This is a genomic window from Advenella sp. S44 (genome assembly GCF_002810445.1).
Classification (GTDB): Bacteria; Pseudomonadota; Gammaproteobacteria; order Burkholderiales; family Burkholderiaceae_B; genus Advenella.
Genome location: NZ_NEXS01000009.1, coordinates 454,667 through 467,624, shown reverse-complemented (window position 1 = coordinate 467,624; position 12,958 = coordinate 454,667). Strand labels below are relative to the sequence as shown.

15 protein-coding genes are annotated in these 12,958 nt (G+C 55.3%); 9 read left to right on the top strand and 6 right to left on the bottom strand.

All coding sequences use genetic code 11. The features are described from left to right. The first annotated feature begins 159 nt into the window (after positions 1 to 159). The 3 genes from CAP48_RS15980 to CAP48_RS15970 all read left to right on the top strand — a co-directional run bounded on the left by CAP48_RS15980 (position 160) and on the right by CAP48_RS15970 (position 2,768). On the top strand, positions 160 to 924 hold the full coding sequence (locus CAP48_RS15980; protein WP_100698455.1) for an AzlC family ABC transporter permease: 765 nt from the start codon (positions 160 to 162) through the stop codon (positions 922 to 924). Next, positions 921 to 1,241: an AzlD domain-containing protein gene (locus CAP48_RS15975; RefSeq protein ID WP_100698453.1), complete on the top strand. Its 321-nt coding sequence runs from the start codon at positions 921 to 923 to the stop codon at positions 1,239 to 1,241. Before CAP48_RS15980 ends, CAP48_RS15975 begins: the two co-directional genes overlap by 4 nt. Before the next feature lie 108 nt (positions 1,242 to 1,349). Beyond that, complete coding sequence (locus CAP48_RS15970; RefSeq protein WP_100698451.1) at positions 1,350 to 2,768, top strand: DEAD/DEAH box helicase; 1,419 nt, start codon at positions 1,350 to 1,352, stop codon at positions 2,766 to 2,768. 170 nt (positions 2,769 to 2,938) lie between these two features. Here the strand turns inward: CAP48_RS15970 and CAP48_RS15965 are convergent, their stop codons facing one another. Next, positions 2,939 to 3,325, bottom strand: coding sequence for a thioredoxin family protein (locus CAP48_RS15965; RefSeq protein ID WP_100698449.1), 387 nt, complete (start codon positions 3,323 to 3,325; stop codon positions 2,939 to 2,941). A 66-nt stretch (positions 3,326 to 3,391) separates the two neighbouring features. Here CAP48_RS15965 and CAP48_RS15960 point away from each other — a divergent pair, with 66 nt between their 5' ends. The 4 genes from CAP48_RS15960 (at position 3,392) to phaP (ending at position 6,895) form a co-directional block, all read left to right on the top strand. Next, positions 3,392 to 4,204 carry an EI24 domain-containing protein gene (locus CAP48_RS15960; RefSeq protein WP_100698447.1) on the top strand — a complete coding sequence of 271 codons (813 nt, stop codon included), beginning with the start codon at positions 3,392 to 3,394 and terminating at the stop codon, positions 4,202 to 4,204. Between the two features lie 48 nt (positions 4,205 to 4,252). After that, on the top strand, positions 4,253 to 5,062 hold the full coding sequence (locus CAP48_RS15955; RefSeq protein WP_100698445.1) for a molybdopterin-binding protein: 810 nt from the start codon (positions 4,253 to 4,255) through the stop codon (positions 5,060 to 5,062). Positions 5,063 to 5,169: 107 nt separating this feature from the next. After that, complete coding sequence (locus tag CAP48_RS15950) at positions 5,170 to 5,976, top strand: IclR family transcriptional regulator (protein ID WP_100698443.1); 807 nt, start codon at positions 5,170 to 5,172, stop codon at positions 5,974 to 5,976. 337 nt (positions 5,977 to 6,313) lie between these two features. Continuing rightward, positions 6,314 to 6,895, top strand: coding sequence for a TIGR01841 family phasin (phaP, locus tag CAP48_RS15945; RefSeq protein WP_100698701.1), 582 nt, complete (start codon positions 6,314 to 6,316; stop codon positions 6,893 to 6,895). A gap of 241 nt (positions 6,896 to 7,136) precedes the next feature. Here the strand turns inward: phaP and CAP48_RS15940 are convergent, their stop codons facing one another. The 5 genes from CAP48_RS15940 to CAP48_RS15920 form a co-directional block, all read right to left on the bottom strand. After that, the gene (locus CAP48_RS15940) at positions 7,137 to 8,201 is read right to left on the bottom strand and encodes a quinone-dependent dihydroorotate dehydrogenase (RefSeq protein WP_100698441.1); all 1,065 of its coding nucleotides are present in this window, start codon (positions 8,199 to 8,201) and stop codon (positions 7,137 to 7,139) included. Between the two features lie 6 nt (positions 8,202 to 8,207). Then, positions 8,208 to 8,960 (bottom strand): arginyltransferase, encoded by a 753-nt coding sequence (locus CAP48_RS15935; protein WP_100698439.1) that lies wholly within the window; start codon positions 8,958 to 8,960, stop codon positions 8,208 to 8,210. 58 nt (positions 8,961 to 9,018) lie between these two features. Next, complete coding sequence (gene aat / locus CAP48_RS15930) at positions 9,019 to 9,762, bottom strand: leucyl/phenylalanyl-tRNA--protein transferase (RefSeq protein ID WP_369806367.1); 744 nt, start codon at positions 9,760 to 9,762, stop codon at positions 9,019 to 9,021. 29 nt (positions 9,763 to 9,791) lie between these two features. Further along, positions 9,792 to 10,364, bottom strand: a complete 573-nt coding sequence (locus tag CAP48_RS15925; RefSeq protein WP_100698435.1) for an NUDIX hydrolase — start codon at positions 10,362 to 10,364, stop codon at positions 9,792 to 9,794. 69 nt (positions 10,365 to 10,433) lie between these two features. Continuing rightward, a complete protein-coding gene (locus CAP48_RS15920; protein ID WP_100698433.1) occupies positions 10,434 to 11,057 on the bottom strand; it encodes a DUF2946 family protein in 624 nt (207 codons plus the stop codon). Positions 11,058 to 11,256: 199 nt separating this feature from the next. Between CAP48_RS15920 and CAP48_RS15915 the strand changes: the two genes are divergently transcribed. Continuing rightward, positions 11,257 to 11,538, top strand: a complete 282-nt coding sequence (locus CAP48_RS15915; RefSeq protein ID WP_100698431.1) for a 4a-hydroxytetrahydrobiopterin dehydratase — start codon at positions 11,257 to 11,259, stop codon at positions 11,536 to 11,538. A gap of 523 nt (positions 11,539 to 12,061) precedes the next feature. After that, entirely contained in the window at positions 12,062 to 12,958 is an 897-nt protein-coding gene (gene phhA / locus CAP48_RS15910) for a phenylalanine 4-monooxygenase (RefSeq protein ID WP_242444520.1), read from the top strand.

Sequence of the window (12,958 nt, the reverse complement as noted above, 5' to 3'; positions counted from 1 at the left end):
TGGTGCGAAACGGCCGAAGTGTTGCCGTACAGCGTCACTTGGTCTGGCCGGTTACGTGCTAACGTATTATATTTCTGCCTTGGGGCAGGCGCAATGGGATGATCTTGCCCTGCGTTCATGCGCCGCTACCCAGTGTATTGTACAGCACAAGGATCTATTTTGTTTTCCCCGTTTATCGTTTTGGCGCGGGTTTTGCCTGCTGCCAGCCAGGCGCACCGCCTGGCGCGTCGACAGGCCGCCCAATTGGGGATGCGGGCGGTGGCGCCTCACCTGCTGGCGTTGTCCGCCTGGGGGTTTGTGTCCGGCGTGGCCATGGTCAATTATGGTTTGTCCTTTTGGCAGTCCATGATCATGTCATTGTGGGTATATGCCGGCTCGGCCCAGCTTACGGCACTGCCCCTGATGGCGGCAGGCGCGCCGGTATGGATGGTGTTTCTGGCCGGATTTATTGTCAATATCCGGTTTGTCATATTTGGTGCTACGCTTTATCCCTTTTTCGAGCGTTATTCCCATTTCAAGCGACTGGTGCTTGGGTATCTGCTGACGGATATCAACTATGTCGTCTTTGTCAGCCTGTTTCGTCATGTTCGCCAGAAGCGGCGCACCGTTTATGTATGGACCTACCTGTCCATGGGAACCGCGATTGCTATGGCCTGGCAGTTAAGCACCCTGGCTGGTGTATTGATCGGTGATCGCGTGCCGCGCGAGTGGTCGCTGGAGTTTGCTGGTGTGCTGACGCTGATGGCGGTGGTTATCCCGCTGATCAAGGGCCGTCCCATGCTGGTTACGGTAGCGGTCGCGGGCGTGGTGGCCTGGCTGGGCCAGGCGCTGCCGCTGCGCATGGGCTTATTTATTGCCATTGTGGCCGGCATTGCTGCCGGCATGCTGTCGGAAAAGGCCATGACCCGGAGCGTGCGCGCATGAGCGACACGTACATTGCACTTGTCATTGTGCTACTGGGTATCGGCAGCTTGCTGACGCGGGCCGGCTATCTCATGCTGGGCCAGTATTTCCCTTTGAGCAAGACCGTCAGCCGCGGCTTGCGCTATGCGCCGGTGGCGGCCTTGACCGCCATTATTGTCCCCAGCCTGTTGCCATGGGCAACAGGGCAATGGCCCCAGGTGGGTGCCGAGTTTTTTGCCGCCGTGGTAGCCGCGCTGGCTTTTTTGCGGGTGCGCAATATACTTTTCATGATCGCGGTGGGAATGGTCGTTCTGTGGTTTTTACGCTGGTTTTTCTGAGGCTTTCTCCCCACTTGACGAGCCAATGGGCGTAGATGGGCACACGAGTAGAGTAAAATGACGTTTTCGCGGCCTGCCGCAATTTTCAGTTCCCTTCACATACACTTAATGACCGACGCCAATACGACTACTTCCGGCAAAACGCCTGCCTTCGAATCTTTTACCGAGGTTGGCCTGCATCCCGACCTGCTGAAGGCGGTGATGGCCAGCGGCTATACCAAGCCCACGCCCATCCAGGAACAGGCGATGCCGCTTATCATGGATGGTCGCGATATCATGGGCGCTGCCCAGACGGGCACCGGCAAGACAGCGGCCTTTACGCTGCCGCTGTTGCACCGACTGATGCCCATGTCCAATAGCAGTATGTCGCCTGCCCGCCACCCGGTACGTGCGCTGATCCTGGCCCCCACGCGGGAACTGGCCGATCAGGTTGCCGAGAGTGTAAAACGCTACAGCCACAGTTCTCCATTGCGCGTGGCTGTTGTTTTTGGCGGAGTGGACATGAACGCCCAGCGCGACCAGTTGCGCAAGGGCTGCGAGTTGCTGATCGCCACACCGGGGCGGTTGCTGGATCACATTGAGCAGAAAAATGTCAATCTGAGCCAGGTCAGTGTGCTGGTGCTTGATGAAGCCGATCGTATGCTCGATATGGGATTTCTGCCCGATCTGGAGCGGATCGTCCGGCTGTTGCCCAAACCCCGGCAAAGCCTGCTGTTTTCGGCAACATTCAGCAATGATATTCGCAAGCTGGCGCGCAGCTTTTTGAACAATCCGGTGGAAATCAACGTGGCGCCAAGCAATGCCACGGCCGAAACGGTTACCCAGATCGCTTATCCGGTAGCGCCCAATGAAAAGAAAGCAGCCGTACTGTATACATTGAAGTCGCGTAATCTGAGCCAGGTCATTGTTTTTGTCAACACCAAGATCGGTGCCAGCCGGGTGGCCAGGGAACTGGTCAGTGAGGGCATCAACGCCGAATCCATTCATGGTGACCGTTCGCAGGCCGAGCGCATCAAGGCGCTTGAAGGATTCAAGTCCGGCGACATCGCTGTCCTGGTGGCAACCGACGTTGCCGCCCGCGGGCTTGACGTGGCTGGATTGCCCTGCGTGATTAATATGGATTTGCCCTATAACGCCGAAGACTACGTGCATCGTATCGGCAGAACGGGCAGGGCCGGCGCAAAGGGCGAGGCCATCGCCTTTTATACGCAAACGGAAGAGCGTCTGCTCGAGGATATCGAAAAGCTCATCAAAACGCCGGTACCACGCGGCGTTTTGTCCATCCCAAGCATTTTTACGGCGCGCGGACATCATCCTGCCCGTACCGCCACCGGCAAACCTGAACGATACAAGAAAACTTTCCCCGCCACCCGGGCGACGCCGATAGACGATTTTTTCTTCCGCCCCTACGAGCCGGCCAAGCGCAAGGCAGAGCCCGAGCCCGCGTCTACCCACCGCTCTGACGGGCACGGGCCCAAACCCATGCTGGCGGTCTTGCTGGGTGGTCGTCCCAATACGGAAAACTAACGGTTCGGCCGCGTTCAGCCTCTTGAAACTGCGGCCTGCCACTCCCACATGCCCGATCAGATCATGGTTCGCAAGTTGCTGGCGGTATCGTCCAGCGAAAGGCCATGCATGGAGCTAAAAGCCTGGTTTGTTGCCCATGTGGATGGAACCGGCGCTGAGGCAATGAGGTCTCAGACCAAAGCGGCCAGTAGCACACGCAGGTCGGTCGGCCCAGGGGCGCTGCTGTCGGGTTCTTCTTGCACGGCTTGCAGCATGCGTTCCAGATGACTGATGTAGGGAAGCATCGTGCCGAAAAATCGGGTTTGCCCGCCAGTCTGGATAAGTAGGGTGGGAAAATTCTCTACATCAAGATCATCCAGCAATTCAGGATGGTCTTCAACGTCAACCCATAGGAACAGGTGCTGCGGGTAGCGTTCACTCAAGGCCTGGAACGCGCCGCGATAATCGCCGCAAGTATCGCACCAGGCAGCGCAATAGCACGCAACAAGCCAGGTGTTGGGATTGTCCAGCGCCTGAAGCAACTGGGGCACATGCTGGCCGGGGTTTTGTACGAACATAATGAATCTGCAAATAGGTCGCGGTTGGATCTGAAACCATTTACGCCGTAGCGCAAAAGGCAAGTCATGCAAAATAGTACACCATTCGGGCAGCAATCAGACAGTATTCCGTCACCGTACGAGGGCGTTGGCCGGGCTTTCGGTCGGGCGATAGTCTCCCAGATGCAGCCGCGTATGTTACTGGCACTGCTGCTGCCTTTTGCCGCCGCCCTGATCGCCATGCTGTTCTTTGCCCGATTTTTGTGGGAACCCTTGTCCGACTGGCTGGATGTATTCATCACGCAATCGACGTTCATGACCGAGATGGAAAGCTGGATCGCTGCTGTTGGATTATTTTCCGTGACGGTTTATCTGGTTCATATTGCGATGTTTGTCATTATGGTCACCGTTGGCAGCAGCATCGGTCTGCTGATTGCTGCCGTTCTGGTCATGCCCATGGTCGTCGGTCATGTGGCCCGCACCGATTACCCGGAACTGCAGCGTCGTGGCAGTCAGGTATTTATTTCAAGCATGATAAATTCGACCAAGGTAATGGCAGTATTTATTGTGGGCTGGGTGTTGACCCTGCCGTTTTGGCTGATACCGCCGGTTGCCATTGTGCTGCACGTTTTCTGGTGGGCATACGCGTTTACCCATATGTTGCGCTTTGACGCGCTGGTTGAACATGCAACGCAACAGGAGCGGGCGCTAGTCATTGGCCGCCAGCGTAGCGGCGGATGGCTGATCGGCACGATCTGCGCGATGATCAATCTGATTCCGCTGACCTGGATTTTACTGCCCGTGTTCACCTCGCTGGTTTATGCTCATCACGGGCTGTTTGCGCTCTGGCAACTGCGTGGGAATGCCCCGCTGCGATTGCCAGCACAGTCCAACCTTTAGCGTTAGAATAGCGTCATCCGCAGACGGGTCAACAACAGGATGAGTACTATGAACGATAAGGCAGCACGTAAAATAAGTTTGATAATTGTGGGAGACGAGATCCTGTCCGGCCGTCGCCAGGACAAGCATTTGTCCAAAATCATTTCGCTGCTTGCAGCGCGTGGGATGCAGTTATCGCGCGCCGAATTTCTTCCTGATGATCTGGAAACGTTGATCGCAGCCTATAAGCGTAGTTTCGCCTCCGGCGATATTGTTTTTTCCAGTGGTGGCATTGGCGCTACCCCCGACGACAAAACCCGTACGGCGGTCGCTCAGGCGCTGGGCGTGCCGCTGGCGCTGCACCCGGAAGCCGAAAAACTCATCACGGAACGCTTTGCGCAACTGGCGCTGGAAGGTCGGGGCACCCATGACCCAGGCTCACCGGAGAACCAGCGCCGCCTGGCAATGGGCGTATTTCCTGTCGGGGCCCAAATTGTGCCCAATCCCTATAACCGCATACCAGGGTTTTTCATTCAGGACCATACGTTTGTTCCGGGATTTCCCGAAATGGCGTGGCCCATGGTCGAATGGACGCTGGACAACCGGTATGCCGATTACCAGAACCTGTCTCAGCTCGTATCTCACAATATACTGGCTTATGGCGTTCCCGAATCCCGGATCACGCCAGCGCTGGAGCATATCGAAACGCACTGGTCCGGTATCAGCACGTTCAGCCTGCCCACCATGGGGCAGGGCGCAGGCGCCTATATTGATCTGGGAGTCAAAGGCGAAGAGCCCGCCGCCAGCGTCGCCTTTGATTATCTGAAGGGTGAAATACTGCGCGTAGGCGGCCGTTTTCATCCGGATAAACCCGCATAAAGCACGAGTTTGTCATGTTTTGGCATAAATAGGACATTGTCGGGTTCCTATTTTTCACAATATGATATAGAATTTATTGCACTGCAATATTCTGACCACTTATCATTATGGCAAACCGGCTTTTAACCACGCAAGCGGTATCCGATTCCGACAGGCCCGATGTCGCTTCAGGCATCAGTATCCAGGTATTGGAACGTACAATGAAAGTGCTGGATGTTCTGGCGGACCAGCCACATCCGGTGTCGTTGAAGGACATCGCGGCGCTCACGGCGCTGCATGCGTCAACCGCTCATCGTATTTTGAACGATCTGGCAGTAGGGCGCTATGTCGAGCGCGTCAACAATGGCATGTATCAATTGGGTATTCGGCTCCTGGAGCTGGGGGCGCTGGTCAAGGACCGGCTCAATGTGCGCGATGTTGCGCACGTTCATTTGCAGACCCTGCACCATCTGACCGGCCAGACTGTTAACCTGTCCATCCAGCAGGGCGACGATATCGTCTATATTGACCGTGCCTGGAGCGAGCGCTCAGGAATGCAGGTGGTGCGCGCCATTGGTGGGCGAGCCCCCTTACATCTGACTTCTGTCGGCAAACTTTTTCTGGCCTCGTCCGATGCCCGTTATGTTCGCGCCTATGCAATGCGCACGGGCCTGTCGGGCAATACCCGCAATAGCCTGACCGACCTGGACCGCCTTGAGCGAGACTTGAGCTTTGTCCGGCGTCATGGCTACGCACGGGATAATGAAGAGCTTGAGCTGGGCGTGCGCTGCATCTCTGCCGGTATCTACGACGATTCGGGCAAGCTGGTGGCCGGCCTGTCCATTTCCGCACCCGCAGAGCGCCTGCAGGAGGAATGGGTGGAAATGCTGGTGAGCACTGCAGCAAAAATTTCTGCCGCGTTGGGCTACGAATAAGGCAGGGTCAGCGCTTTCAGCGCTTGTGGCTGGTCCGCCAGGCGCCATGTTTATGTCATGGCGCAGTCATCAAACCCCTATATTATTCAATAAATTATCGCGTTCGCACAGCAAAGGGCTTTGTTTTTGTTGCGATGCACAAAAATAACTTGACGCACTGAAAACGACGTGTATAATTTAATTGGTGCAATGCAATAAAAAGATGGATGACAACCCCGCGAGTGAAAAGACATTGCCGCCAACGCAGCAAGCTGTTTTTCGGCAGTTGCCCGTTGCCATACGTCACGGGTTTCTGCGTAACTTAACACTGTATTTGTCTACCGAGGATATATCAATCATGAGCGCCATCCCACAACAACTGATCAACCGTCAAAAATCTGCACTGAACGCCGCCGTTGCGTTTCAGGGTTCTCTATTCAATGGTTTTGAAAAGCTGGTTGACCTGAACCTGAAAGTCATTAAAGCGACATTGGGCGAGGTTGCCGAACAATCCCAACAAGTGGCCGGACTGAAAGATCCACAGGAAGCCGCCGCTTACGTGTCTTCTCTGGCCCAGCCCAATTCCGAAAAAGCCATCGCATACTCCAAGCATGTCTATGACATCTTTTCCGGCGTTAACAACGAACTGATCAAATTGACCGAAGCGCAAGTTGCCGAAGGTCAGCAGCAGTTCTCTGAATCCATTGACCAACTGGCCAAAAATGCGCCTACCGGTTCAGAAAGCGCCTTCGCCCTCATGAAGTCTTCGCTGGCAACGGCCTCTACTGCGTATGATTCCATGAATAAGGCTGCCAAGCAGGCTGCTGAAGTTGCCGAGTCCAATATCTCTGCTGCAACCAATGCAACCATCAAGGCAACAGAATCTGCGACCAAAGCCGCTGCCACAGCAAGCCGCTCAACTGCCCGTCGTCAGGCCTGATCCGCGCCAATCCCGGGGCCCACTTCGGTGGTGTCCGGGGCAAACAAAAATAGCCCTTTCGTTTTGAAGGGCTATTTTTTTGCGTTGATCGACAGTGTGCGGATGGTCACGTTTTTGAGCTGATGGTCACGTCAGAGCGCAGGTGGCCAGGTTAGCGCGGATGGTCCCGTTAGTACGTGGATGATCACGTTAATACGCGGAAGGTTAACGCGCAAATGTCGGGCGCCCCTGCCTGCCACCGTCATGCGTTGGTGGAAGTCGGGCTGATTTGCGTAATCGCCCTGACACATTCGTCGACCAGTACAGGTCCCCGGTAAATCAGACCCGTATAGAGCTGGATGGCATTGGCGCCTGCCTGGATTTTCTCGGCGGCTTGCGCGCCTTCCATAATGCCGCCAACTCCGATGATCGGATATTCTGGGCTCAAATCTCGACGCAAGCCGCGAATAACCTTGAGTGACGCTTCATGGACCGGCATGCCGGATAAGCCGCCTTTTTCCTTGGCATGCGATATCCCGTTCACGCCCTTGCGAGACAGCGTGGTATTGGTCGCAATCACGCCATCAATTTCGTATTGCGGCAACAAGCCGGCAATCGTGGCAATCTGGTTGGCGTCCAGATCGGGGGCGATTTTTACCACAACCGGCACGGCCCGCCCGTGTTTATCGGCCAGCTCCTTGCGCTTGTCGCGCAGCGCCGTCAGCAATCCGGTCAGCTCGTCTACCTGTTGCAGGGCGCGTAAATTTTGGGTGTTGGGCGAAGAAATGTTAACTGTGACGTAATCAGCGTGCGGGTAGACGGCGGCAAGCCCCAATAGATAATCGTTGGCGGCCTGTTCAATGGGTGTGGCGGCATTCTTTCCGATATTCAGGCCGAGAATGCCGCCGCGCTTCTTCCATTCGCTGCCGGCCACATTAGCCAGAAATGCATCCAGCCCCTTGTTGTTGAATCCAAGGCGGTTGATCAGCGCATTGGCCTCGGGCAGCCGAAACATGCGCGGTTTGGGATTGCCGGGCTGCGCTTTGGGCGTTACGGTGCCCACTTCGATGAAACCAAAACCCATGTGGCCCAGCGCATCAATATAGGCGCCATTCTTGTCCAGGCCGGCAGCAAGGCCCACCGGATTGGGCAACTGAAGTCCCAGCAGGCGCACAGGCGCGCTGGGCTTTGCGTCCAGCACTTTTTTCAGCAACCCCCATTGATGCAGTCTGTTTAAGCCCTCCAGGGTACGTTCGTGCGCCCGTTCTGGATCCATGGAAAACAGGATCGGGCGGATCAGCGGATAGAGGCGATAGGCAAGTGACATGGCGGATCAGAAAGAAGATGGGTCGGACAGGTTGATGCTTTCACTGTCAATCCATCGATGGTTAATATAAAGTTCGATAGGGCGGAAATTGATTTTGTACGCCATTTTACGGCTTTGCGCGATCCAATAACCCAGATACAGCCAAGGCAGGCCGCGGTCATTGCAATGGCGGATCTGCCATAAAATGCCATACGTTCCCAGGCTGCCAGCATAATCGGGATCGTAAAACGTGTATACGGAGGATAACCCGTCATCGGTGACGTCAATGATGGACACCATCCGCAGTACACCGTCTTCGTCGTGGAACTCCACCAGTTGCGAGTCGATCCGGCTGGTCAGCAGAAATTCCTCGTACTGCTCCGAGCTGTCGTCGTCCATGCCGCCACCCGCGTGACGCGACGCTTGGTATTTTTTATACAGCGCGAAGTGGCTTTCATCCCATTCGAGCGCGCGAATCCGGGCGTGCAAACTGCTATGGCGTTTCAGGATGCGTCGTTGCGTGCGACTGGGCTCGAACCGGGCACAATTGATCCTGACCGAAATGCAAGCCCGGCATTGATCGCAGCGTGGGCGGTAGGTAAAAAGACCGCTGCGTCGAAAGCCATTGCGCAATAATTGCGCATAAACCGGCGGGCGAATCAGGTGACCAGGCACAACCACCTGCGAGCGCGCCATCTTTCCGTCCAGATAGCTGCAGGAATAGGGGGCGGTCAGATAAAACTGCAGGACGTTGAATGATGGATCGTGGATATCGCTCATGGCAGGTCACCGGCTGTTGGGGCGTTTGTCGCCAACTATACCTGAAAAACGCCTGGGGTCACACCGGGGCAACGATAGTTCCGTCTGCCAGCAATTGGCCGGCGGGCCAGTTAAAGCCCGGTTGGCTGACCGCCTCGGAGACATGGCGCAAAAACGCAGCCCGGGGCAGGGATTGCGCGCCCATACTGGCCAGATGCGGCGTATCCTGCTGGCAGTCAATCCAGGGCACTTGATTTGCCTTAAGAAAGCGAACCAGCCAGGCCAGGGCGATTTTTGACGCGTTGCTGCGGTACGAGAACATGGATTCGCCATAAAACATGCGCCCGATACAGACGCCGTATAGTCCGCCGGCCAGACGCCCGTCCACCCAAGTTTCAATGGAATGAGCGTAACCCTGGCGGTGAAGCTGGGTGTAGGCAGCAATCATTTCGCTGGTAATCCATGTGCCGGCGTGCGTGTCGCGCGGTGCCGCGCACGCGCGCATCACCGTCTCAAAACAGGTGTTGGTGGTCACTTTCAGAGGACTGTCGGGCTGGTATTCATGACGGGCCACACGCTTAAGCAGTTTGCCCAGGCTTTGTGAAATTTTCAGGTTGTCGCAGCGCAGCACCATGCGCAACGAGGGAGACCACCATAGCAAAGGCTGATCGGCTGAATACCAGGGGAAAATGCCCAGCCTGTAGGCTTGCAGCAGTCGGCAGGCGGACAAATCGCCGCCGAATGCCAGCAGGCCATCCGGTTCTTTCAGTGCCTGGCTGGCCGCGGGAAACGGCACGCCGTTATCAAGGCAGGGCAATGTGATCATGATGTCGATACCCTGGACGGGACAGATTATTCGATGCTGTGATAATGGGTCGAGAATACGCCGCTGGCCCTGTCTCGCAAATAGGCCTTAAGGGTATGAGAAACCGTACGAAATGACAGTTCGTCCCAGGGAATCTCATCCAGCTTGAAAAATCTGGCTTCCAGCGATTCGGGCCCGGGGTCCAGACGTTCACTGGTGACAGTGGCAAGAAAGTACATATGCACCTGGTTAACACGGGGCACATCCAGCACGGTAAACAGGTTGCCCAGGACAATATCTGCACCCGCTTCCTCATCGGTTTCGCGCAGGGCACCCTGGCTGGTCGTCTCGGACAATTCCATAAAGCCGGCAGGCAGGGTCCAGGTGTCGTAGCGAGGTTCGATGGCGCGGCGGCACAGCAAAACCTCGTCGTTCCAGATAGGCACGGTGCCCACCACGATCAGCGGATTGCGATAATGCACCGCTCCGCAATGGTTGCAGACATCGCGCTTGCGGTTGTCATCCGGCGGGATCAGACGCGTTAGCGGATTGCCGCACTGGCTGCAAAAAGCCTGTGTCGTGGGAGCGGGAAAATACTGCAAAGCGCTGGGTAACGTCATGGTGTTTTTTCTGGTGCGATGGATTCAGACATAGTGTAAACAATAATGCCTGGCTATTGGCAAAAAGCGTCAGGCGGCTGTCGGCTCGCGCACAAAGCCCAGTGTGCCGGCAATATGCCGGCTATCCAGCTTTTGCATGGGTGCTGAAAATTGGATCGCACCGTCCAGTGAGACCTGCAAGGTGCCGCCGTCTTGCAAGGCCTCCAGATGATGTTGTTCCAGTGGTATTCCTGCAGCCTCGGCGCCGGCCGTCTCTGACATGACTTGCAGGCGGGAGGTAAGCGGACCCATGTCTCGTCCGGCCAGCATCGCCGCGCCATGTTCGGTTCGCATATACAGTCGGCCCTGTTCGTCCAGGAGCCACTGGCTGATGTCGGTGACGGGCAGCTCGTTATGGGTGATCAGGTGCAGGGCGTTGTCGGCGAGGCGAACAATATAGGGCGCGCAGGCTAGATCGACAAACACACGTTGCGGACCATTCTGGAAAAACCACTCTCCGCCGGCCGTTGCCGCATAGTTGCGGTTCATGAAATGCCGAATCTGTTCATTTGCAATTTTTTCGCCGGCCTGGCCCGTACGGGCACCACCATCGCTATGCAGCAACCAGTCGCCTTGGGCGCTCAGGGAGAGCCAGCCATATACTGCCGGCACATTGGGCCATTTTTGCATGGCCCCCAAGACCTGTTCATCCATGATCTGTCCTTTCTTTGATAATCTCACTAACAGGAATGATAACGTTAGTTCTGACGTCAACGACAACCCAGCGTGTACCCGCGGCCAGAAAACCGGCCGGCAGAACCGGCGTCTTGTGACACCCGGCGCTTTGCATTACTATGAAGTCAGCTTATCACCAATCAGGCCATCTGGATGCAGATGGCAAAAGGAGTTTGTCATGACACCGTTGAATGACGCAGATATCGGCATCGCACTGGCTTCGCTCGATGGCTGGGGGCTGGACGAAGACGGCAAAGCGCTACGCCGGCAATTTGACTTCGACTCATTTGTGCAGGCTTTCAGCTTTATGACGAAAGTGGCATTACTGGCTGAAAAAGCAGACCATCATCCCGAATGGAGCAATGTATACAACAAGGTGGATATTCGCCTGACCACGCACGACGCCGACGGTCTGACTGAAAAAGACATCAAGCTGGCCCAAGCGATTGATGCGTTGTAAGTTTCAAGGCGAATGATGCGTTGCAAAGTCCGGGGCGGCACCATTCTTGGCAGGCCAATCGCAGATATCTTGCCTGCTCGTTGATGTGTCTTTTGCAACGTCATTGAGCTGTCTTTTGCCTTGTTTATGCTGACTTCAGGCAAGTCGTTCTCGTCGTTGTCGTTGTTGGGTTGTTGTGTTCGTTCTTGTGGTGAAGGCGCTCGCTTGGCCCTGCATGCCATCCCTTGCATTGCGTTTTAATTAAGTTTGCATCGGCACCATTTGGCCTGATTTGATCCACACGTCTGTGACATTTGCCTGCTGATGTTGGTAGATAGTCTGCATTTTTTTCAGATTTAGGACGTTGCCCATTGGCATTTGTTTTTACGGTGAGGGCGGTTTCGAAACGGAAATCAAAAAATATTCTATAGAAACCCGTGAGAATCGAGAATTATTGCGTTGTTTTGTCAAATAGAGCATGAAGTCACTCATCATTTTTCGGCGTGATATTGTTTCTGCATCATATTCCGAAATGGAGACTTTAATGGAGCCGCTTGAACAGAAGTCTGCCGATAAACACGGCGCCGCCGCCGGGGCAACGGCGCCGTCGGCCGATTGGACTATTGATCAGAATTGGGAAGCCTATACGCCAGAGGAACACGCGGTCTGGAAAACGCTTTATGAAAGACAGAGCAAGTTGCTGCCTGGGCGAGTTTGTGATCAGTACCTGGCCTGCATCCAGAAAATGCCCATTACCGCTGACCGTATTCCCGATTTTCGACGCGTGAACGATACACTGATGCAGCACACGGGCTGGCAGATTGTGGCCGTACCGGGTCTGGTTCCTGACGATGTGTTCTTCACTCACATTGCGAACCGTCGCTTTCCGGCGGGTCAATTCATTCGCTCAAAAAATAAGTTGGATTACTTGCAGGAACCCGATATTTTTCACGATGTTTTCGGGCACGCCCCCATGCTGATGAATCCGGCGATCGCCGATTTTATGCAGGCCTATGGGCGAGGCGGCCTCAGAGCACTTGAACTGGGTATTCTCCCGTTTATTTCACGTTTGTATTGGTATACCATTGAGTTCGGACTGGTACAACAAAGCGATGGGGTGCGCATTTACGGTGCCGGCATCAGCTCGTCGTTTACCGAAACTCAGTATTGCCTTGAAGACGATTCGCCCAATCGTATCGGTTTTGATCTGGAACGCGTCATGCGCACTGACTATCGTATCGATGATTTGCAGAAGAGCTATTTTGTCATCAATGAACTGGAAGACTTGTTCGAACTGGCACAAATTGATTTCGATCCGATTTATGCACGCATTATTGACCAGCCCACACTGCCGCCCGATCAGATCGTATCGGGCGATCGCGTGATCCATGCCGGAACGCTGCGCTATCATCATCAAAAGGCGGCAGCCTCCCGGGCATGA